This window comes from Streptomyces sp. SID9727 (assembly GCF_010550605.1).
GTDB lineage: Bacteria > Actinomycetota > Actinomycetes > Streptomycetales > Streptomycetaceae > Streptomyces.
Genome location: NZ_JAAGNI010000435.1, coordinates 137,876 through 159,790 on the forward strand (window position 1 = coordinate 137,876; position 21,915 = coordinate 159,790).

Here is a 21,915-nt window from a genome sequence, read left to right on the forward strand (position 1 = left end):
AGGGCGGTCCGGGCTGGTGTGCTACCCGCGCTAAGCGAGCTCCCGGTCCGTGATCGTCCGCAGGCCGCTCGCCCCGGCACGATCCGCCCGGGCCTGTTCCAGGCGCAGTCGCGCCGACCGGCCCCGGAATGTCAGCGTCATGATCTGGTTGCCGAACCAGGGGCCGCCGGTCCTGCGCCAGCTCACCGCCGGCGGCGCGCAGCGTCCGTGCCGGGCGATGCGCCGGCCGAGGGCCCGTGCCAGGGCGCTCCAGCCGAAGCGGAAGCCGAGGCGCATGGAGAGCGGCACGGAGTTGTGGACGGGCGAGCAGGTCAGCTGGGTCACCCGCGCGTCGGGCTCACGCCCCGGCCAGGACGGCTCGGCGATGTAGGCGTGGTGCACGTCGCCCGACAGCACGCTCACCGTCGCGGGCGCTTCCGGTCCCGTACCGGCCTCGGCGATCAGTTCGCCCAGCGCGTCGAAGGAGGAGGGGAAGGCGGCCCAGTGCTCCAGGTCGGCCCCGCGCCGGATCCGTTCCCCGCGCTCGGCCCAGCGCTCGCCGCGCTCGCCGCCGCACATCGCGGCGTTCCAGGCTTCGACGTCGTGCACCAGGTGGGGCAGCAGCCAGGGCAGGGATGTGCCGATCAGCAGGTGGTCGTACGAGCCCCGCCCGTCCAGGATCTGCTCGCGTACCCAGGCGGCCTCCTCCGGGTCGAGCATCGAGCGGCGGTCCTCCGCCAGGACGCGGGCCGCGCGGGAGTCCACCATGAGAAGCCGGGTGCGGCCGAAGTCGCGCCGGTAGCTCCAGCGGACGGAGGCCGCGTCGGCGTCGGCCCGGGTGGCGAACGCGCGCAGGGCGGCGGTGCCGTCGGGGGCCTCGCGGACGGCCGCGTACAGCGGGTCGGCGGCCAGCTCGGCCGGAGAGAGGTTGCCCAGCTGCTGGTACACCCAGTACGACATGAGCCCGCTCAGCAGCCGCTCCTGCCACCAGTCGGTGGCCCGCATGTCGGTGAGCCAGGCGGCGGAGGTGTTCCAGTCGTCGATGACGTCGTGGTCGTCGAAGATCATGCAGCTCGGCACGGTGGACAGCAGCCAGCGCACCTCCGGGTCGAGCCAGGACTCGAAGTAGAGGCGGGTGTACTCCTCGTAGTCGGCGACCTGGTCGCCGGGCGGTTCGTCCAGGTCGCGACGGTCGCCGATCCAGCGGCGGGTGGCGTCGGACACCTCGTCGGCGTACACCTGGTCGCCGAGCAGCAGCAGGACGTCGGGGCGGGCGCCCCCGGGGTCGGCCGCCATCCGGGCGGCGAGGGTGTCCAGGGCGTCCGGGCCCACCGGGTCCTTGCCGCCCGCCGGCGGCGCGGCCCAGCGGCAGGAGCCGAAGGCGACGTGCAGGCCGTCGTCGTCGGCGGGCGTGGCGATCACCGAGGGCGGGAAGGGCGAGTCGGGCGGCGGCCACACGCTCGCACCGTCGAGGAGTACCTCGTACGGCGTCGACGTGCCGGGGGTCAGGCCCTCCACCGGGACCAAGGCGTAGTGGTGGCCGGCCACGAGGAAGGTGCCGGCCGCGCCCCGCGCCCCGTCGGCGCAGCGCACCTCGGCGGTGCAGGGGCCGCTCGTCTCGACCCAGACCGTCGCGCACGAACCGTCGGTGTACCTCAGCAGTGGGCCCAGGTGCAGTCCCGTCATGATGATCCTCTCCTTCGTCGCCCCGTACGGTACGGGGCGACGAAGGCCGGGGGGAGGGGCGGCGCCGCCCTGTGCGTCCGGTCGTTGCGGGTGGCTTCTCCTCGCCCGGAGCCCCCGGCGGAGATCAGGGGCACGAAGTCACAGGTCATGCTTCACTCCACCGTCGCCGACTCCAGCGGCGAGACGCTGTTGGCCACGCACCCACGGGCAGTGGGACGTGGGGTCCGCGTCGTCGTGCATCAACAGCACCATCGCGTGTGTGCCGTTGGTGACCATTGCCAACAGCCGGCCATGCTCATCCTCGAGCCAGGGTTCCTGGCTCGCTCAGTCAAGCCGATGGCCCAGCCACTGCCTCGCCTGTTGCCGGGGTACGCGTTGGGGGCCGCGCCATCACGTAGGCGCCGTCGGCACGATGCGCGCCGATGACCCTGGGCGCTTCTCATGCGCCTGTTCAACCGGACCACGGATCGCGACGGTCATCTCCCGTCGGGTCGGCCTGGCCGTCAGCAGTTACCCCACTCCCGGTAGGCCCTCTCGATCTCACCGAGGTACTGCCCGAGATCGAACCGGACTTCGTCCACGAGCCTGCCCTGGGATGCGGGAACTGGAGATCGGTCCACACGACGGTCTGGCCCCGGAGGCGCACACGGACGACGACCCCGCCCGCCTCGGTGCAGAGGGCACTACGGAAGCGCCGGATCGCACTGGCCCGCCTGGTCGGCGAACCCGTCGACCTGCTGCTGCTGGACGAGCCGACGAACCACCTCTCCCCGGCACTGGTGGAGGAGCTGGAGGGCGCGCTGGCCGGGTTCGGCGGTGCGGTGGTCGTCGTCACGCACGACCGGCGGCTGCGGGACCGTCTCCGCGGCAGGCGGCAGGCGGCAGGCGGCTGGAACTGGACGGCGGACGGGTGGTGGAACGTACCGAAGCGGCATGACTGGCCTGTAAGTCACGGATTCGATGGCTCAAACCAGACCCCTCCAAAGGGGTCCAGTGCCAGTCATATGAACGCCAGCTGATGTACGACTGAACCACTTCCGTGCCGCTGGTCACCTACTCATGGACTACCCCTGGGGGGGGCTTTGCACCCGTTTGCACTGAAATCCGGCCACACCGGCCGCGCGCACGCGAAGCGCGCGCGCCGGCTCGCGGCCTGCACCGCGCTCGCCCTCTCCGCCGGCATACTGCTGGCGGCCCCGGCCTCGGCCGACGACGCGAAGGGCGCCGACGCGCCGAAGGCCGTCGGTTCGACGCCGCGCAACATCTCCAGCGACAACATCCTCTACCAGAACCGGGAAGGCTATCTGTATCTGTCGCCGGGTACGAAGGCGCCGGACTACCCCTTCGTGATCAACAACCCCGATGATCCGGCCAACTACGTCGTCTACAAGGACGTCATCGCGCCAGGCGACCTGCAAGGCGATGGTGAGCCCGAGATCCTTACGCTGACGGCCTCCGGGACACTCACGCTGCGCACCTGCTTCAGCCCGGACAGGAACGCCGGTCCTCCCACCTGGTCCGGCAACGGCTGGCAGAAGTACAACAAGGTCGTTGCGCCCGGCGACCTGACCGGTGACGGTCACAACGACCTGGTCGCGCGCACACCCTCCGGCGACCTCTATCTCTACGTCTCCACCGGGCGCATCGAGGGCCAGCCCTTCGAGCCCGGCGTCAAGGTGGCCTCGGGCTGGCAGGCCTACGACCAGATCGTCGGCATGAATGACGCCACCGACGACGGCATCGGCGACGTCGTCACTCGGACGCCCGCCGGCGATCTCTATTTCCACGAGGGCACCGGGGACCCGTCGGAGCCCTTCAAGGCACCGTTCAAAATCGGCTACGGGTACGACACGTACAACCAACTCGTGGGACTGGACGACGTCAACGGCGATGGCCGCGGTGACCTCATGGGCCGCAAGACGAACGGTGACACGTACATCTACCACTCCCTGGGCGACGGCCGGGTACAGGCGAGGATCACCGGCAAGTCGGGGTGGCAGAAGGCGTCCCTGTTCGCCGGGGCGGGCGGTAACCCGGACTCCGGCAAGCGCAACGTCATAGCCGCCGCTCCCGAGGGCACCGGGTATGTGTACGAATCCCTGAACAACGGCGAGCTCTACGGGGCGAGTGAGGGGCCGTCCCTCTCCCGCGACGGCCTCAGTCGGAACGCCTCCTCCCTCAACGACGACGGGAAATCCGACGTCCTCCGGGTGGAGGACGACGACCTGTACCTCGGGTACAACAAGATCAGTGCCGGTTGGGGCGTCTACGACGACATCGTCGGCCCGGGCGACCTGAGCGGTGACGGCGCGGGTGACCTCCTCGCCCGCGACACCAAGGGCGACCTGTTCCTGTACCAGGGGAACGGGCAGGGCACCGCGCTCGCGGCGAAGGTCAAGGTGGGCTACGGCTACGGCACCTACCGCTTCATCGTCGGCGCCGGGGACCTCACCGGTGACGGCCGGGCGGACGTGGTGGCGATCGCCAAGGACGGCACGCTGTACCGGTACGAGGGCACGGGGAAGGCGTCCGCACCGCTGAAGGCGCGCGTCAAGATCGGTTCCGGCTTCGACATCTACAACAAGTTCGCCGCCGTGGACAACCTCAACGGGGACGGCAGAACGGGCCTGGTCGGGGTCAACGGCTACGGCGATCTCTACCGCTACGCGTCGACCGGGACGGGTGAGCTGAGCAAGCGCGTACTGATCGACTCCGACTTCAACAAGTACAAGGCCCTGTACTGATCCCCCGCGCGGCGGCGACCCTGGTGCGGGCCGCCGCCGCGCGGTGCGGGTCAGCTCTGCGAGCCGGCCAGAACACTAGGAAGCCGCCATGGGGGAAGGGAAAGATCTGCTCGTTCCAGACCCAGACCACGAGGGCATAAGTGCAGTTCAGGGTTGATGTGGTGTGCCCTGCATGGCAGATACCGACGTCTCCGTTCTCCTTCGGCCTGCGGGAAGAGACCGCTGGCGCGTCGCGTTCTCCTGCCGTAGGGCATGCAGCCGAGCGCTCGGGTACCGAGAGGGTGCGGCTGAGCAGATCGGTCGACGACTGGTGGGCGAGCACACGAGTCTCCTGGTGGAGCACGGCGGTCCTTGCTCGTGACGCTTCCTGCCAGGAGCCTCACCTGTTGCCGAGCCGCCCGGACGGATGTTGCCGACAGGTGCGAAAGGCCCCGTCGCGGCTCGCAGTGGCCATGGCGTACATCTTGCAGTCGGTGGCGTTCTCGAGCTTGCCGAGAACGGTGCAGTCGGTGGCGCCGCCGATGTAACGCCGCCGATGCCGAGAAGGCGGTTGCTGCGCCAGAACCGGTGCCCGTCCCAGTGCCCGGTCCCGTGCTACCTGCACCAGTAGGACGCGGGCCTGTCGTTCCTCAACGTGTACGTCCTGAACACTGGCAACCGGACCACCCCCAAGGACTTCGAGGGCCGCGGCTCGGAGTGGGGAGCATGGCCGGGGGTGCCGACGGCGATGGCAACGGGCATGGGCGGCCGCCTTCGGGATGCCGACGCTGTTCGCTCTCGCGTTCACTGGAGCACTGTCGGGATGGGCCTGGGCAGCCCCAACGCCGAAGCGGGCAGCGACAACGCCACCCGTTGATCCTGCCGCCGCTGATCTCCGGCGCGTTCGTCCCGCTGCACTCCATGCTGGGCTGGCTCCTTCGGCCCGCCGTTGAACTGACCTTTGGACCAGCGGTGGCCGGGGACGGTCAGGTCCTCGCACCAGGCCGGCTCGATCCACCAGTTGTCGTCGATCTCGGTTGCCACGAGCAGTCCGTGCGAGGTCTCGATGGTCGGGGTGAAGAACTGGTACTCGGCGATCGGCTGGAACCGACGGCCGTCCGCGCACCGCAGATCGCTGCTCGTCGTCAGGGACGATCAGCGATACCGTGTCCACAACCAGCAGGGCCGGGCGACCTTCACGATCTGCGACGGAAGGACCGCGGAGGTACGCAAGTATGTCGCCACCCTGTGCGCCCAGATGTGCTGTTCGCCGGACTGAGCTCGGCTCAGTCGGTGCCGGCTGCTTTGCGTCTGCGGAACGTGGCCACGCGTGTGCGGTTTTGGCAGGTGATCGAGCAGAAGCGGCGCCGGCCGCCTGGTGAGCGATCGATGTAGACGTCGGCGCAGTGATCACCGGTGCAGGTGCCGATGCGTTCGATCCCGTGGGTGGTGACGTACTGGCGCAGGGCGAGGGCCGATGCCGCGAGGAGTACTTGTCCGGGGTCGTCGACGCGCCATACGGCACTCAGCGAGTCGTTGGCGGTGGCCTCCAAGGCGGGGCGGGCGCCCACGTCGACGAGCAGGTGGGCCAGCCGTTGCGCGCACGTTTGCGTGTTCTGGGCGGAAAAGATCTGGTGCAGGAGGTCAGCAGCCCGGGTGCATTCCTCGGGCGTCAGCTCGGCTTCGACGTCCGTTGGCAGGCCGAGGTGTGTGGCGAGATGTTCAGGCCGGGTTGGGGCGTTTCCGCGGCCGGCCGCTTCGCGTGGCAGCGTGCCCCACGCGTTGACGAGTTCCGTCAGTGCCACCAGCGGGAGCTCGGTGAAGGTGACTGGCATCTCTCAAGAGTAACGCGTAGAGCGGCAGTTGAGCGTTGCGGCGACCCGCCAGGGGGTGTAACGTACACAAACTCGATAAGGCGTTACGTGTGATGGTGGCGTTCGAGCGAGGAGGTAGTCATGCCAGACCTCACAATGCTGCCGGCCTATCTGGCGGCAGTTGCGATCATTACCGTCGCTCCCGGGCCCGATTCCGCGTTCATCGTGGCCACAGCACTGGCGCGCGGCCCGCGAGCCGGCCTGCTCTCGGCCACCGGAATGGCCCTGGGGATGCTCGCGCACGTGACAGCAGCCGCACTCGGGCTGGCTGCTCTGCTCCGCTCGATCCCTGCCGCTCAGCATGTGATGGAGCTGGCCGGCGGGCTCTACCTCGGATGGCTGGCGGTGACCACCGCACGGTCGGCAAGGAAGCCGCAGACCGTGGTGACGAGGACGCCCTCCGGAGGCCAGGTGCTCCGCCGAGCCGTCCTCACCAATGTGCTCAACCCGAAGACCCTGCTGTTCTTCGCAGCCTTTCTGCCCCGCTTCACGGGCACCGGGAACGGCCCTCTGTGGGCTCAACTGCTCATTCTCGGGCTGATCTTCCTTGTCATGGGACTGGTCTGGGACTGCCTGATCGGCTTGTTCGCCGGCCGGCTGGGCCAAGGGTTGGCGCGTGGGTGCCGCGCGGCGACGACGATGAGCCTGGTCACTGCCGCCACTTTCGCTGTCCTGGCGCTCTTTCTCCTGCACAGTGCGCTTACGGCTGTAATGCCTCGAACGTGAGGCCCGAGGCGATACGGGGGGTCAGGTGGCCGTCGGCGTCGAGTACCCGTAGTCGGCGCTGCCGCTTCAGCGGCCATGGGCAGAGGGGGCCGGGTGGGCGTCGCCAGTCTCGTTCTGCTGGAGCTACGGCTCGGCGCCTGTCCGGCGTGTACGGGAACAGCGACGGCCCGCGACTGCGGCCGGGCGGCCCGCAGTCTGCCCGGATCATTGTCGCTTGGCCATCCCTGTGAAGAGGGCGTCGAGGATCCGGTCGACGTACGCGTGGGTGAGTGGTTCCTGCGTGATCAGCAGCCGGAAGTACAGCGGGCCGGAGAGGAGGGCCATCGCCAAGTCCAGGTCGAAGTCCGGTGAGAGCCGACCCTCGCTCCGTGCTGCCTCCAGGCGTGCGACGGTCTTCTTCGCCTGAGGGCTGATGAATCGTTCGTTGAGCGCGGTGGCCACGCCCGGGTCGTGCTGGGCCTCGCCGACCAAGGCCTGGAAGAGCGGCCGGAACGTCGGTCCGGCCAGGAGGTCGATGGCTTCGTGGATCTGCTGGCGCAGGTCTGCCATGACATCGTCCGTGTGGGGGTAGTCCAGGGCCGACTCGCTGAGCGACAGCAGCGAGTCGAGCAGAAGGGCGCTCTTCGAGGGCCATCGGCGGTAGATGGTGTGTTTGCCGACGCCGGCCCGGGCGGCGATCGCCTCGATGCTGAGCTTCGCGTAGCCCAGTTCCTGTCCCAGTTCCAGAGTGGTTCGCATGATGGCTTCGGTCAGGGCGGGGCCGTTGCGTCGGGCAGTAGTCATGCTCCCATGCTAGCGGCACGGCACGTGCCGTTCTTGACAACTGCTCCGAGAGCTAGGCACCCTTCAGCGAACGGCACGGACCGTGCCGTTCTGTCTGGGGGAGTGTGAGCGTGTGGACGCGGACGTGATCGTCGTGGGAGCAGGCCCGACGGGCCTGATGCTGGCCATTGAGCTGAGGACCGCCGGTGTGCGGCCCCTGGTCGTGGAGCGGCAACCGCGACTGCGTGAAACGCCGCGGGCGAACGGCCTGGGAGGGCAGATCCTGGAACTGCTGCGCTATCGGGGTCTGCTGGGCGAGTTGCAAGCGGTCTGCACCGATCCTCGCCCCGCCCCGCGGTTCCCCTTCGGGAACGTGCACCTGGACCTGACACAACTCACGGATCCGCCGATGCACGCCGTCCAGATTCCGCAGCCACGACTTGAGCGGCTGCTGGAAGCACGCGCCGGCGAGGTCGGCGTCCATGTCCGCCGGGGGCACGAGGCCGTCGGCATCAACCAGGACCGGGAGGGGGTGACCGCAGAAATCCGGTGCACGGGCGAGGCGTACCACGTGCGTGCCCCATTTCTGGTCGCGTGCGACGGCTCGCACAGCCGTGTGCGTGACATGGCGGGCATTCCGTTCCCAGGCACCCCCTGCCCCGAGGTCAACCGCCTGGGCGAGGTCACGTCGGTCAAGGGAGCCGGAAGGCAGGAGAACGGCGACCTCGACGTGCCCGGTCTGGGCAGAGTGCGTACGGGATTCACGCGAACCGACCGGGGCGTGTTCGGATTCGGCTGGCTCACGCCCGAGGTGATGCTGATCTCCACCACCGAGTACGAGGGCACGACGTACACGGACGACGCGCCGATGACCCTGCCCGACCTCCAGGACAGCATCCGCCGCGTGCTCGGTGCGGAGCTGCCCCTGGGGGAGCCGCTTCGCCTGTCGCGCTACCAGTTCCAGGACCGGCAGGCCGACAGCTACCGCCAGGGTCGCGTCCTGCTGGCGGGCGACGCAGCCCACCAGTTCCCCGCCACCGGGGTCGCACTCAACGCCGGCATGCTCGACGCGGTCAACCTCGCGTGGAAACTGGCCGCCGAAGTCCACGGCTGGGCGCCGCCCGGTCTGTTGGACACGTACCACGGCGAACGGCGCGCGGCGGCGGCACGGACGCTGCTGCACACCCGCGCGCAGGCAGCCTTGCGCCGCGGACACGACCCTGCCGCGGAGGCGCTCCGCCAAGTGTTCCAGGAACTGCTCAGCGACGAGGCGCCGCTGCGCCGCATCGGAGCCATGGTCGCCGGGTCCGACATCCGCTCCCCCCAGACCGACGGCGCCGAGCACGTCCTGACCGGGGCCTTCGCACCCGACCTCGCGCTGGACACCGGCCGGGGCAGAACCAGCATCGCGGAACTCATGCGCCCGGCACGCCCCTTGTTTCTCGACCTCGCGGGCCGTGACGAACTACGGGAGACCGCCGGCGCATGGCACCACCGGATCGACATCCACCGGGCAGAGACCGCCGACCGGCCGGCCGACGCCCTCCTGATCCGTCCGGACGCCCACATCGCCTGGGCCGCACCTGTCGGCGAGTCCTCCGACACCCTCCTCCCCGCCCTCCGCCTGGCTCTGCGCACCTGGTTCGGACGCCCGCCGTCCCACCCGCTGCCGCACGACCAACCGGTTACCGACCGCGTATCACCCACTCGCACACGATGAGGATGCCTGCCATGCCCGTACCCGCAGACCCGACCGTGCTCCACCCCATGCCCGGCCAGCCGAGGGTGGTGCAGCTCAAGCCGCTGGTGACCTCGCCGCTGATCGAGGTGGGGGAGTACTCGTACTACGACGACCCGGACGACGCCACCGCGTTCGAGAGCCGCAACGTGCTGTACCACTACGGCCCGGAGAAGTTGGTCATCGGAAAGTTCTGCGCGCTCGGCACGGGTGTGCGCTTCCTGATGAACGGCGCCAACCACCGCATGGACGGCCCGTCCACCTTCCCGTTCCCGACCCTGGGCGGCTCCTGGGCCGACCACGTCGACCTGCTCGCGGGGCTGCCGAACCGCGGTGACACGGTCGTCGGCAACGATGTCTGGTTCGGCCACGGCGCGACCGTGCTGCCCGGGGTGCGGATCGGGCACGGCGCGATCATCGGCAGCGGCTCGGTGGTCACCAAGGACGTGCCGGACTACGGGATCGTCGGCGGCAACCCGGCCCGGCTGCTGCGCACCCGCTACGAGGAGAAGGACGTCACCCGCCTCCTCGCGCTGGCCTGGTGGGACTGGCCCGCCGAGCACATCACCGCCCACGTCCGGACCCTCATGTCCGGCACGGTGGACGACCTCGAAGCCGCCGCACCGCCCCGGCCGCACGCCTGAACGCCGCGTTCGGAAAGGGAACTGCCCACATGTACAGCCCCACGGACCGCACTCGCTTCACCAACTGGCTCCACGACCACGCCACCCCCCTCTCCCACCTCGACCCGGCCGCTCCCCTGGACGACTTGGAGCCGCTTCGCGACTTTACTGAGCATGGGCCCGTTCCGCCTCTTCGAGGGTCTGTACCGTGTCACGCCGTTGGCCGTGCTGACGGCCAACTTCCTCGATGCCGGCGTTGCGGCGGACCTGGTGGTGGGCAAGTGCCAGCCCACCGCGGCGAATCGACCGCTACCTGGCCGCGCTCGCCCTCGACGGCGCGTACGGCTCGCGAAGCCGCGGGTTGTCCTCAGACGGTGGCGCTGGGCTCGGTGGATTCGGTGGACTCCTCGCGCATGCGCAGCCGATAGCGCAGCGGGGACTCGCCGACGACCCGTTTGAAGGCGGTGCTGAACGCGCTCTCCGAGCCGTAGCCCAACTCGCCGGCCAGCGCTCCGACGCGCGCGTCGCCATCCCGCAGCGCGCGCTGCGCGAGTACCATCCGCCAGCGGACCAGATAGCTCAGCGGCGGCGTCCCGGCGACTTCGCGGAAGCGCTCGGCGAAGGTCGTCCGTGACATCGCCGCGGCCCGGGCGAGTTCCTCCAGACTCCAGGCCCGGCCGGGGTCGGCGTGCATCCGGTCGAGCGCCGGGCGCAGCCGCTCGTCCGCGAGCAACCGCAGGACTCCCGGCGGCAGTTGCGCCTGTCCGACGTACGCCCGCAGCACCTCCAGGAGCACCAGTTGGCCGTACTGCCGGACGGCGAAGGCCGAGCCGATCCGGGCGGCCGTCGCCTCGTCGAAGAGTCGGGTCAGGCAGGAGAGCAGCCGGTCCGAGCCCGTCTGTGCGGCGCGGATGTGGGCCAGCGGCGGCAGGGAGTCGACGAGTAGCGTGCGGCCGGCCTCGTTGAGGTTGATGCAGCCGCCTATCAGGATGTCGTCGGCGCCGCGGTCGGAGCCCGCGAAGGCGGCTGCCGTGAACTCGGACTCGGGGCGCACTTCGCGGCGCGGTGGGTCCCCGGCCTCGAACGCCACCCAGCGGCGTCCGGTGAGGATCGCCACGTCGCCGGTCTCCAGCTCGATCGGCCGGTCGACGCCGTCGGTGGAGAGCGCGGCCCGGCCGTTGACCATCGCGAAGAACTTGACCGGGTCGTACAGCGGCCCCCGCGACTGCCAGCCGCCCCGGGCCACCGCCCCGCCGGTCAGCACCCCGCGCACCTCGACCAGGTCGAAGACCTCGGACAGCCACTCGCCACCGCTCATATTCCCACGCTCCCGTACTCTCGCTAAAAAAATCCGGACGGACAACTATTCATCGTACGAGGCGGCGCGGGGAGGCTGGGGGTATCCCCGATCCACAGGAGACAGCAGACATGCGCTACCGCACCCTCGGCCGGACCGGCATCCGGGTCAGCCCGTACGCACTCGGCGCCATGATGTTCGGCGCCATCGGCAACCCCGACCACGAGGAGTCGATCCGGATCATCCACCGGGCGTTGGACGCCGGTATCAACCTGGTAGACACCGCCGACATGTACTCGCGCGGGGAGTCCGAGGAGATCGTCGGCAAGGCGCTGGCCCAGGGCGGCCGCCGGGACGACGTCGTACTCGCCACCAAGGCGCGAAACCCCATGGGGGACGAGCCCAACCACCAAGGCGCATCCCGCCGTTGGCTGTTCAAGGCGGTTGAGGACTCGCTGCGCCGGCTGGGCACCGACTACATCGACCTCTACCAGATCCACCGCCCGGACCCGGACACCGACATCGAGGAGACCCTGTCGGCGCTGACCGATCTGCAGCGGGCCGGCAAGATCCGGGCCTTCGGCACCTCCGCTCTGCCGGCCTCAGACATCGTCCGGGCACACTGGGTGGCCGAGTCCCGCGGACTGGCCCGGCCGCGCACCGAACAGCCGGTCTACTCGATCCTCAACCGGGGCATCGAACGCGAAGTCCTGCCGGTGACCGAGGAGTTCGGGATGGGCACGCTGGTCTGGTCGCCGCTCGGCGGCGGCATGCTGACCGGCCGCTACCGCAAGGGCCGCGAGGCCGACACCCATCGTGCCCACTACGGCTTCCAGCACCTCAAGGACGACCGGCGCCTCGACGCGGTCGAGCGGCTGATCCCGCTCGCGCAGGAGGCGGGGATGCCGCTGACCCACCTCGCGATGTCCTTCGCCATCGCCCACCCCGGCGTCACGTCCGCGCTGATCGGCCCGCGCACCATGGCCCAGCTCGACGACCTGCTCGCCGGCGCCGACCGCGTCCTGGACGACGACCTGCTGGACCGCATCGACGCGATCGTGCCGCCGGGAACGGACGTGGGCGCCCTCGACATGGCGTACCAGCCGCCGGCCCTCCTGCGTACAGCCCTCCGGCGCCGACGGCCCGAGGAACGGGCGGCGGCCTAGGAGTCGTCGTCAAAGGCCAGGCGCACGTCGTGAGGGGAGCGAGGATGACCGATCGGCCGGCGCCTCGGTGACATGTCGGTGGGTGCTTCTACGCTTCCGACACGGATAGGGACGATCTTGTGTGGCAGGCGAGCAACTATCGCGGAATACCTCCCAGAAGGGTGCGCCTCCTGTTGGAGCACGGTCACCTGAATTCGGTGGCCCAGGTGGCAATGGATCGTGGTGAGTGGTTCTGTGCTGAGGGGGCGCTGGAGGGACTGTGCCAAGCGGGGGACTTCGGGCGCGCGCTATCTGTGATGGAGCCGTTCGTCGCGGCGGGATGGCGGCCCGCCTGGTATGCGAAGGCCGAGATCCTGCTCCGAGCGGGCCGCGGAACGGAGGAGGCTTTGGATCTGGTCCGTACGGGCGCTCCTGGCCGGGCCTCAGGGACCGAGATTCGTGCTCTCGCTGAGGTGCTCGGCAAGAACCATCCTTGGCCGGGTCCGGCTACCCCCCGAAACTTCGCCGCACTCCCGGAACGGGAAACTGGTTTCCAGCGATCTCCTTCCGGTGCGTCCTGGCGCGCGACGTATCGGGCACAGCGGCAGCATCTGGCCGAGCGGGTGCTGCCGCCGCTCGCGGGCGAGGGTCGCAGCATCCTGAAACGTCACCCCGCCCCCGGACTGCTCCCGCTATCAGCTGGCCGGGCGGGAGACTGCTGGCGGGGGCGGCGAGGTCGGGGAGGGCGGTGAGGCTTTCCAGGTCAGCCGCCTCCTCTCGCGCCTGCGCCGGTAGCCGGCTGACGCCAGAGCACGACGCCACCACATCACTCACCCCCGAGGAACTCGCCCGGCTGTGCCTCGCCCGCCACGGCGCCACAATCCCCTCGGCCGGGCCCGGCAGGCCCCGATGCTCGACAGCCCCACCACCGACAGGCACCGCCGCCCCACTTCGCTCGCTACCGCTTCCTCGACGCTTCGATACACCCTCACCCCAACCATGCAAGAGTGCCTTAGCGAGACGCTGTCGCACGGCGCAGAGCGGCGAGGAGTTCTCGGTTGCCGGTGCCCTTGAGTACATACTCGCAGGCGCCGGCGCTGATCATCTGCTCAATGGAGGCTTTGTCGTCGTAGGCGGAGAATGCCACGATGCGGCTGGTCGGAGAGCACCGGGCGATGCCTCGGGCGGCGTGGTCGCCTCCGCCGGGGAAGCGGACATCGAGAACGACGAGATGTGGTTGGTGGTGGTCCGCGAGCTGCACCGCCTGCTTCGCATCGCATGCGGTGCCCACCACCTTCAGATCGGGTTGCGCCTGTACGACCTCGCGCAGGGCTTCCAGAAGCGTCGGGTTGTCGTCACACAGAAGCACTCTGAAGGGGGCGCCGGGGGAGCCGCCCGGTGCTGCCGCGGTCACGGTGCATCCTTCGGGGGCACCGCCTCCGACGCGGGCAGTGGTAGCGGATTCGGCACCCAGAACTCGACTTTCGTTCCTTCTCCGGGCCGGCTGTGCATGGACCACCAGCCTCCAGCGGTCTCCGCTCTCTCCCGCATCTCGATGATCCCGAAATGATCCCGAGCGCCGTCCTTGGCCATCGGCGCGCCGATGCCGTCGTCCACGACCCGAGTCAGGATGCCATCGTCAGCGGATTCGACCCGGACGTCGACTCTGCTCGCACGCGCGTGCTTGTGCACGTTCAGCAGGGCTTCCTGGACGATACGGAAGATCGTGATAGCCGTTTCGGGCGTGGGCGTGCGTTCCAGGTGATGCTTGAACGAGTGGGCCATTCCCCATGAGGAGCCCACGACATCGTCCAAATGGCCCGAGAGCCCTTCGACCAGGCCGTGCCTGTCGATCCCTGGCGGATGCAGCCGGAAGGTCAGACTGCGAAGGCGACTGATCGCTTCGGCCACCGACGCATCAAGACGCCGCAGTTCGGAGGAGTAGGACTCCGGCACCCGGTCCGCCAGCAGTTCCAGTCGCATCCCGACAGCTACCATCGCCTGGATGGAATCGTCGTGGACATCCCACGCGATGCGGCGTCGTTCCATTTCCTGCGCCTGGACCAGGTGGTCGAACAACCGCCGCCGCTCGTGGAGCGCATTCTGCGCCGCACGACGTTCGGACATGTCGCGTGTGACCTTCCCGAAGCCTTGCAGCACGCCTGATTCATCCCACAAGGCAGTAATAACTACATTCGCCCAGAACCGTGAACCGTCCTGGCGGACGCGCCAGCCCTCGTCCTCGAGCCTGCCCTCGGCCACGGCGGTCTCCAGCTCCCACTGCGGCTTGCCCGCGGCCTGGTCCTCCGGCGGGTAGAAGACCGAGAAGTGCTGCCCGAGGATGTCGGTGGCGTTGTAACCCTTGATCCTCTGCGCTCCCGCGTTCCAGCTGATGATGTGGCCTTGCGGGTCGAGCATGAAGATGCCGTAGTCCAGGACGCCCTGCACGAGCAGTGTGAAGGCCGCGTCCGAGAGTGGAGCTGTGTGTTTTCGGGCCTGCTGCATACCTGGCCGGGACTCCCGCGTCATTCGAGGATCCCCTCACGTCGCGCGATGGTCACAGCTTCCAGCTGCGACCGGGCCCCCAGTTTCTCAAGCACCCGCTGGACATGATTGCGGCCCGTGTTGAGGGCTACACCCAGCTGAGCGCTGATCTCCGCAGTAGTACGCCCTTCCCCGAGCAGATGAAGGACTTCCCGCTCCCGCGGTGTCAGATTCGCGCCCAGCACCGCCGTCCTGCCGGTCAGACGCCCCAGTACGTCGCCCAGGAATTCCTGGCTGAACACCACCTCACCGGCCGCTACCCGGCGAACGGCATCCTCCAGTTCGGACAGGCCGCGAGCTTTGAGGATCAGGCCCGACCCACCCGTCTCAGCGACGCGCGCAGCTACCGAACCGCTGCCCTCACCCGCCAGGATGAGAACACGCACGTCCGGCACGAGCGCCAGCAGGTCGGTGATGGCGGTGACGCCATCACCGTCCGGCAGCCGCCGGTCCATCAGCACAACATCCGGCTTGCAGCGCTCGGCTTCGGCCAGAGCCGACCCCACCGATGCGGAACGTCCCACAATCTGCAGATCGGGCGAGCGCTCCAGAGCAAGGCAGATCGCCTCGGCCACCATGTCGTGATCCTCAACCAAGAGGATCCTGACCGGTCGCCCGCGCGGAGAAGGAGAGGGCATCAGTGATCCTTACAAGGGCCGGACCGCTTGATCATGCCAGACGATCCGGGAGCGGCCGTCCTGTGACCGCCACTGCCTCCGCGTCACTGTGAGCTGTGACCGCACCCGAGGTGCAGCGACCGGACGTCGTGCCCGCCGGCGCGTCGCCCTCTGCGAAGATCCCGTCCGCCCCGATCAGGTGCAGGAGCCGCGCCAACTGCATACCGATCCCCTCGACAGAGAACCCGACACCCGCGCCAAGGGCGGACCTCCTTGCCTCCAGCAAGGCGCTCAAGCCGGCGCAGTCGCAGAAGAAGAGGCCTCTCACATCGAGACGCAGACTCCTCGGCTGCTGTTCCAGGCAGACGGACACCGACTCGCGCACATAGGCGGCGGTCTCCAGGTCGAGTTCGCCCTCGAGAGTCACGCACGCGACATCCAGCTGGGTCACGGCACGTGATGTGAACGGATACACGGTCACAGCGCCCCCGTATCTCTCGTCGCTCGTGTTTGCGGCGCGTCTGCGCACCGTCTCCCGGAAGGGTTCTTCCAGCGCCTCGGGCCCGGCTTTCGGCCCACCACGCTATAGTGCGAGACCATCAGCCAGTACATAGTGAATCTGCACTAGGTGACGAAGTCAACCCGCTCCGGAGGGGCAGGCAAAGGCGAACAACGGAAGAGGCGGGGGCACATGACGTCGAGGCGCGGGCCCGGCCGATGCCTGCGGTGGCCCCCGGCCTCTGTTTGTCACGCTGGCGGACCTCAGGCGTGGGCGGCCCACTGGCGAGCGGCGTGCCACTCCCGTCCGTGGGGAGTGAGCGCGACGACGATCCTCGACCTCGTGTCCGCGCCTGCCAGTGCCCCGGCCGGGGACAAGCTGGAGAAGTACCCCCGCCTTTTCCGCCGGCAGGTGAAGGACAGGGCGGCAAGGAGCCGCCCCAACCTCCGTGGAGAGAACACCTAGTGCCGTCAACGCTTCGTCCCGTTGCGGTCCGTTCGTCGGGTCGGAGAGGTGTGCACGACCGGCGCGCGGCACGGGTCCGGCGCGTTCCTCGAGCCGCCGGGCCGGAGGTCGCCGCATCCTCCCCGCGACGCGAGCCGTACGGGGACGTGGCCGACGCATGACTCTGACCGGACGGCGCAGTGAATGTCGTGCGCATGCCTTGACCGGTGTGCCCTGGGCCCCGCACGGTTGCTTCGCCCGTATGCGCCAAGGTCATGTCCAGGGGGTCTTGTGAACAGCAGACTGCTCGGTGCCGCAGCCGTCCTCACCGTGCTCATCACGCTGGGCTCCGCGCCCACTCCGGCCGCGTCGCAGCCGGGGGAAGACCGGGCGGCAGCCGGGCCGACGCGGGGGAAGGGGCTGCCGCTCGGTGCGCCGGGGCTGACCGAGACCCGCATCACTCGCACCCTCCAGCCCGGCGTGACCCTCACCCGGATCGTGCGCGGCGCCGACACGGCCGCGCTCCCGTGGACCGTCGAAGTCTCCATCCCCGGCGGCGCCGCCTCTCCGGACCCCGACGCGCCCCCGGCCGTCATCAGGGACACCGCCAGTGCCCGCGAACTGACGGCCACGTTGCGCTCCGAGGGCTTCGACGCCCGCACGGAGCAGGTCCGCGCCCCCGCCGTCGCCGACCACCCCGGCGGCACCCTCGGCAGCCGTGTCCGCGTCGGCACGTACGACACCGAGGCCGCCGCGAACACCGCACGCACCCGACTGCGGACTGCCGGACACACCGGTACCGCCGTCTACACCGGCTGGGACGGCGCCAGCAACGACAAGGGGCGCTGGCGGATCGACGTCCTGACCATCGACCCCCGGACCTTTGACGGCTCCCTGACCGCCTCCTACGGGCCGGATCTGGAGCGCCGCGAGACGACCAGCGCACTCGCCGCCGCCCAAGGCGCGAGTGCTGCCGTCAACGCCGGGTTCTTCGTCCTCGATCCCCGCTCCGGCGCCCCCGGCGACCCCGCAGGCGTCGGCGTCTACGACGGCCGCCTGCTGAGCGAGGCCGTCAACGGCCGCCCTGCACTCGTCGTCCGCGACGACGGCAGCGGTAGTCACGTCACCCGCCTCACCTGGAAGGGCACCGTCACCGGCCACGGCACCGTGCGCCCCCTCGACGGCGTCAACCGCGTCCCCGGCCTGATCCGCAACTGCGGCGGCACCGCTGACGACCGGCCCACCGGCCGCCCCCTGCACGACACCACGTGCACCGACCCCGCCGAACTCATCGCCTTCACACCGCAGTTCGGCGTGTCGACCCCGCACGGCGAGGGCCTCGAAGCGATCCTGGACCACACGGGACGGGTACGGGAGCTGCGCTCACCGCGCGGCGGCGCCCTGCCGAAGGGCGGCAGTTCCGTTCAGGCCACGGGCGATGCCGTCACCGACCTCACGGTGTTCGCCCATGTCGGCGAACGGCTCCACATACGCGGCACGCTCCGGGACGGCGACGGGCGGCCGTATGCTCCCTCGCGGCGCACTGACGTCGTCAACGGCGGGCCCGAACTCGTCCGTGACGGCCGCGTCCACATCACCGCCGCCACCGACGGCATGGTCCAGCCAGGCAACCCGAGCTTCGACTACGGCTGGGTCCTCAAGCGCAACCCGCGTACCCTCGCGGGCGTCGACGCCGCCGGACGTACCGTCCTCGTCACCGCCGACGGCCGCAGCACCGAATCCCTCGGCCTGAGCATCCCCGAAAGCGCCGCAGTCGCCCGCTCCCTGGGCCTGCGCGAGGCCGTCAACCTCGACGGCGGTGGCTCCACGACCATGGTCGTGGACGGTCAGGTTGTCAACCGTCCCTCCGACGCGAGCGGCGAACGCCCGGTCGGAGACGCCCTGCTGGTCCTGCCCAAGCGATAGGAGGCCGTGCTCGCGCTGCTGCGTCCGAAGCCGAACCCGTCCGAGCTCACCAGCGAGCCGGCCGACGTCCGCGCCGCCGCCCAGGCCGCCTTCGACGCGCCCGCCGGGCTGGGCACCATCGCCTCCTACGCGACCGAGGCAGCGCTGCCTGCAACTGGCACCTGGTTCACTCCCGGCAAGGGCGGCGCCCAGGCGGACATCGTCATCACCGCGCCCGAGGACGGGGTGCCGCTGCTCTTCGTGGAGATCGACAACTGCTTCGAGTCCGCTCAGGTCCCCGCCGCGAAGAGCGACAAGTACATGCGCTTCTGCCAGCGCAAGGTGAAGGGCGTCGACGGCAAAGAGCGGCCGATGTGGCGCACCGGCTGGCGGGTGCCCGACGGCCGCCACGGTCAAGATCGGCATCAACTGGAGCGGGCCGCGCCTGGTCGGCTGGAGCGGTCAGGCCGGCGCCGGCAGCGGGCTGCTGCGGGACGGGCGTGGGGGCCGTGCTGCGCGACCAGCGCGACGTGTTGGGTCCCCCTACCTCGCAGGCCGGAGGCGCTCGGCTCGGCGTCACGGCCTTCGGCATTCGGCTTTCCGGACCAGGCGTCGCAGGAGGCCGTTGAGCTGGTCGAAGACCTCGTCCTTCTGCCAGGCGGCGATCGGCATATCCGAGCCTCCTTCCGCGGCCGCCGGTGAAGCGATGGAAGCGATGTCGCCACAACAGTCACGCCAAGGCCCGGTGTGTCAGCGGGCAGGCCATGGCCGTCCTGAAGGGCTGGCGCCTCCTGTGGAGAATCCGCTGCAGTACCAACCGGATCACCGACCTCGTCACGGCTGCACCTGCCCTTCACCACGCCTCAACATGAGGGTGGAAAGCTCAGTGCCCGTCCACTTGCCCTCAACCGTGGTTGAAGTGATGGGGTGCTCGCGACCTTTCGACCGAGGAAAGCGAGTAGCCCACATGGACGCCGTCACAGAAGCGATGACCTCTTCTCCTTCGCCGCAACGTCCGTCGCCCCTGACGCTCCCCGTGGTACTGACGGGTGTCGTCCTGGTCGCCATGTCCATCTCCGGGACTGCGGTGGCACTACCCAGCATGGGCCGGGAGCTGGACGCCTCCGGCTCGCCCCTGAACTGGGTCGTGGCCGGATACAACCTGGCCTTCGCGGCAATGACTCTCGTCGCGGGCTCGACTGCGGACCGGGTGGGGCGACGCAAAACGTTCGTTGCCTCGGCGGCCGTCTTCTCCTGCGGATTTCTGGTTACCGCGGTGAGTCCCTCGATCCTCTTCACCGACGTGGCGCGCATCGTCTCCGGTGCGGGCGGCGCCGGCATCATGGCCGCCGGAGGCGCGGTCCTCGCCGCCTCATACGAAGGAACCTCACGCAATCGCGCCTTCGCGTTCATGGGCACTATGGCGGGAGTTGGCATCGCAGTCGGCCCCACCCTGTCCGGACTGCTGATCTCCGCGACAGGCTGGCGTGGGAGCTTCGTGGTCTTCACTGCCCTGGGCACGCTGATCACAGCGGGCGCCACCCGGATGCACGAGTCCCGAGCCGCGACCGGACGAGCCGACTGGGCCGGCAGCATTCTCTTCATCGTCGCGCTCTGCCTCCTCATGTTCGCCCTCCTGGAGGCACCGTCCCTGGGCTGGACCGATGAGGTCGTCGTCGCTGCGGCCATCAGCGGGGTCATAGCGCTCGCCGTCTTCGGTGCTGTGCAGCGGCGCAGCGCCCACCCCGTCCTGGAGCCGGCTCTGCTCACCAACCGCGGCTTCATCGGATGGAGCTTGGCCACATTGACGACTTCGGTCGGGTTCCTCGGCGTTCTGGTCTTCCTGCCGACCTACCTCCAGGCGGCCGCGCACCTCGCACCGGCCGCCGCGGGCGCCGCAATGCTGCTCCTGACCGCCCCGGTCCTGGTCACGCCGTTGGCCGCGGTGGCACTGGTCAACAGGGGGGTCCCAGCACGCCGACTGGTCGTGCTCGCACTCGTGATGGTCACCCTGGGAAATCTCTCCCTCGTCACACTCAGCCCGGACAACACGCTTCTGGGCGCTACAGCTCCACTCCTGGCGATCGGGATCGGTATGGGCACGTCCTTCGGGGTCACCGACGGACAGGCCATGGCTCTGGTACCGGCCGAGTCCGTCGGGATGGCCGCCGGCTTCCTCAACACGCTGCGCGGAGCTGCCGAGGCCATGGTCATCGCCGCGTTCGGGGCCGCGCTGCTCGGCTTTCTCGGCAGTCGTCTCGGCAGCGATGAGCGAGCGGCGGCGGTGAGCGCCGGGCAGCTCTCCGACACGGACCGGCACGCCGAACTCGCCGCCCTCACTTGGTCGTGGCGCATGACCCAGCTCGGTATCGGGCTGCTCTGTCTGCTGCTGACCCTCACGGTCATGGCACTCATCCGCCACCATGGCCCGCGTCACCAGCACGCCTGAACCCAGCACCGCGAACGTCAGGAGACCGATGTGCTCGTCGACCCGAACGACCTTCTCACGATCGGTGACGTCGTCCGGCGCACCGGCGTATCAGCATCCGCCCTGCACTTCTACGAACGCAAAGGCCTGATCTTCTCCGACCGGGACGGCACCAACCAACGTCGCTACCCCCGCCACATGCTCCGTCGCATCTCATTGATCGTTGTGGCCAAGCGCCTCGGCATCAGGCTCAGCGACGTAGCCTCGGTCTTCAATACACTGCCCAGCCACCATGCGCCCACTCACAGGGACTGGCAACGCCTCTCGTCGGCGTGGAAGCAACGGCTGGAAGAGAGGCGTCGGGCGATCGAAGCTCTCGAGGCCGAACTGACCGGATGTATCGGATGCGGTTGCCTGTCCATGAAGGCGTGCCTGCTCCTCAACCCGGACGACGCGCTCAGCCCACAGGGACCTGGGCCCGTACGCCTTCAGAGTGCTGTTCGCGAGTGATGGTCCGTTTCGAGGCTGGGCGGGTACGGCAGCATGGTTGAAAGCGAGGATGGGCGGCCGGTGACAACAAGCGGGCCCACCGTGCCGAGGCTGAGGAGTCATCGTGGCGCATACTGGTGCCACAGCGGCACTCGGACCCGAAACCGTGTCACGGGATGGGACCGGGCGCTCTCTTCCTTCGTGGCCGCCTCCCGTGATCCAGCCGTCCTGTACTCCGATATCGCAACTGAAGGCAGCCTGGCTGCCGCGCTCCAGGCCACGGCGGTCAGGGACCGCCTCGCCGTCTCGTTCGAGGCCTCTGGATCCAATCCGCTGCTCCGTGCTTCGGCCACGAGTTCGGTTCCGCGTCGGGCGGCGCTGGCGATCAGTGCCTGGGCGGCCGAACGTCGTTGGTCGATCCGCGGCTGCGAGACTG

The 21,915-nt window shown here is 69.3% G+C and carries 17 protein-coding genes and 3 pseudogenes; 10 read left to right on the forward strand and 10 right to left on the reverse strand.

The features are described from left to right. Positions 1-30: 30 nt before the first annotated feature. Positions 31-1,665, reverse strand: coding sequence for an alkaline phosphatase D family protein (locus G3I41_RS30355; RefSeq protein ID WP_164403742.1), 1,635 nt, complete (start codon positions 1,663-1,665; stop codon positions 31-33). Positions 1,666-2,354: 689 nt separating this feature from the next. Between G3I41_RS30355 and G3I41_RS37185 the strand changes: the two are divergent. Both G3I41_RS37185 and G3I41_RS30365 read left to right on the forward strand, forming a co-directional pair. Continuing rightward, a pseudogene (locus G3I41_RS37185) lies at positions 2,355-2,684 on the forward strand (hypothetical protein); the annotation flags it as partial. Positions 2,685-2,747: 63 nt separating this feature from the next. Further along, positions 2,748-4,409, forward strand: coding sequence for a VCBS repeat-containing protein (locus tag G3I41_RS30365; protein WP_164403743.1), 1,662 nt, complete (start codon positions 2,748-2,750; stop codon positions 4,407-4,409). Between the two features lie 915 nt (positions 4,410-5,324). Here the strand turns inward: G3I41_RS30365 and G3I41_RS37190 are convergent. Further along, positions 5,325-5,495 (reverse strand): annotated as a pseudogene (locus G3I41_RS37190) (ABC transporter permease); the annotation flags it as partial. On the opposite strand from G3I41_RS37190, the gene G3I41_RS30375 reads away from it, so the two are divergent. After that, positions 5,464-5,667: a hypothetical protein gene (locus G3I41_RS30375; RefSeq protein WP_164403744.1), complete on the forward strand. Its 204-nt coding sequence runs from the start codon at positions 5,464-5,466 to the stop codon at positions 5,665-5,667. The pseudogene G3I41_RS37190 and the gene G3I41_RS30375 sit on opposite strands and share 32 nt — an antisense overlap. Positions 5,668-5,674: 7 nt before the next feature. Here the strand turns inward: G3I41_RS30375 and G3I41_RS30380 are convergent, their stop codons facing one another. Next, a complete protein-coding gene (locus tag G3I41_RS30380; protein ID WP_164403745.1) occupies positions 5,675-6,223 on the reverse strand; it encodes a CGNR zinc finger domain-containing protein in 549 nt (182 codons plus the stop codon). A 120-nt stretch (positions 6,224-6,343) separates the two neighbouring features. Between G3I41_RS30380 and G3I41_RS30385 the strand changes: the two genes are divergently transcribed. Further along, entirely contained in the window at positions 6,344-6,988 is a 645-nt protein-coding gene (locus G3I41_RS30385; protein WP_164403746.1) for a LysE family translocator, read from the forward strand. A 204-nt stretch (positions 6,989-7,192) separates the two neighbouring features. Here G3I41_RS30385 and G3I41_RS30390 read toward each other — a convergent pair whose 3' ends face one another. Next, entirely contained in the window at positions 7,193-7,771 is a 579-nt protein-coding gene (locus G3I41_RS30390) for a TetR/AcrR family transcriptional regulator (protein ID WP_164403747.1), read from the reverse strand. A gap of 112 nt (positions 7,772-7,883) precedes the next feature. On the opposite strand from G3I41_RS30390, the gene G3I41_RS30395 reads away from it, so the two are divergent. Together G3I41_RS30395 and G3I41_RS30400 are read left to right on the forward strand one after the other, a co-directional pair. After that, positions 7,884-9,470 (forward strand): FAD-dependent monooxygenase, encoded by a 1,587-nt coding sequence (locus tag G3I41_RS30395; RefSeq protein ID WP_164403748.1) that lies wholly within the window; start codon positions 7,884-7,886, stop codon positions 9,468-9,470. Between the two features lie 11 nt (positions 9,471-9,481). Then, positions 9,482-10,132, forward strand: a complete 651-nt coding sequence (locus tag G3I41_RS30400) for a CatB-related O-acetyltransferase (RefSeq protein ID WP_164403749.1) — start codon at positions 9,482-9,484, stop codon at positions 10,130-10,132. 346 nt (positions 10,133-10,478) lie between these two features. Here the strand turns inward: G3I41_RS30400 and G3I41_RS30405 are convergent, their stop codons facing one another. Next, positions 10,479-11,429 carry an AraC family transcriptional regulator gene (locus G3I41_RS30405; RefSeq protein ID WP_164403750.1) on the reverse strand — a complete coding sequence of 317 codons (951 nt, stop codon included), beginning with the start codon at positions 11,427-11,429 and terminating at the stop codon, positions 10,479-10,481. Between the two features lie 110 nt (positions 11,430-11,539). Here G3I41_RS30405 and G3I41_RS30410 point away from each other — a divergent pair, with 110 nt between their 5' ends. Continuing rightward, positions 11,540-12,574 carry an aldo/keto reductase gene (locus G3I41_RS30410; protein ID WP_164403751.1) on the forward strand — a complete coding sequence of 345 codons (1,035 nt, stop codon included), beginning with the start codon at positions 11,540-11,542 and terminating at the stop codon, positions 12,572-12,574. Positions 12,575-13,565: 991 nt separating this feature from the next. Here the strand turns inward: G3I41_RS30410 and G3I41_RS30415 are convergent. Genes G3I41_RS30415 through G3I41_RS30430 form a run of 4 tightly spaced genes read right to left on the reverse strand, consistent with a single transcriptional unit; the run spans position 13,566 to position 16,165 of the window. Continuing rightward, a complete protein-coding gene (locus G3I41_RS30415; protein ID WP_203601858.1) occupies positions 13,566-13,967 on the reverse strand; it encodes a response regulator transcription factor in 402 nt (133 codons plus the stop codon). Continuing rightward, positions 13,964-15,058, reverse strand: a complete 1,095-nt coding sequence (locus G3I41_RS30420; RefSeq protein WP_203601859.1) for a sensor histidine kinase — start codon at positions 15,056-15,058, stop codon at positions 13,964-13,966. The genes G3I41_RS30415 and G3I41_RS30420 overlap by 4 nt, the downstream gene beginning before the upstream one ends. A 20-nt stretch (positions 15,059-15,078) precedes the next feature. After that, positions 15,079-15,735, reverse strand: a complete 657-nt coding sequence (locus G3I41_RS30425) for a response regulator transcription factor (RefSeq protein ID WP_164403753.1) — start codon at positions 15,733-15,735, stop codon at positions 15,079-15,081. A 31-nt stretch (positions 15,736-15,766) separates the two neighbouring features. Further along, positions 15,767-16,165: an STAS domain-containing protein gene (locus G3I41_RS30430; RefSeq protein WP_164403754.1), complete on the reverse strand. Its 399-nt coding sequence runs from the start codon at positions 16,163-16,165 to the stop codon at positions 15,767-15,769. Positions 16,166-16,948: 783 nt separating this feature from the next. On the opposite strand from G3I41_RS30430, the gene G3I41_RS30435 reads away from it, so the two are divergent. Continuing rightward, the gene (locus tag G3I41_RS30435) at positions 16,949-18,583 is read left to right on the forward strand and encodes a phosphodiester glycosidase family protein (protein ID WP_164403755.1); all 1,635 of its coding nucleotides are present in this window, start codon (positions 16,949-16,951) and stop codon (positions 18,581-18,583) included. Positions 18,584-19,122: 539 nt separating this feature from the next. Here G3I41_RS30435 and G3I41_RS37730 read toward each other — a convergent pair. After that, positions 19,123-19,225 (reverse strand): annotated as a pseudogene (locus tag G3I41_RS37730) (IS5/IS1182 family transposase); the annotation flags it as partial. 304 nt (positions 19,226-19,529) lie between these two features. Between G3I41_RS37730 and G3I41_RS30450 the strand changes: the two are divergent. Then, positions 19,530-21,011, forward strand: a complete 1,482-nt coding sequence (locus G3I41_RS30450) for an MFS transporter (protein ID WP_203601862.1) — start codon at positions 19,530-19,532, stop codon at positions 21,009-21,011. Between the two features lie 30 nt (positions 21,012-21,041). Further along, positions 21,042-21,500 carry a redox-sensitive transcriptional activator SoxR gene (gene soxR, locus G3I41_RS30455; protein WP_164403756.1) on the forward strand — a complete coding sequence of 153 codons (459 nt, stop codon included), beginning with the start codon at positions 21,042-21,044 and terminating at the stop codon, positions 21,498-21,500. Positions 21,501-21,915 lie beyond the last annotated feature (415 nt).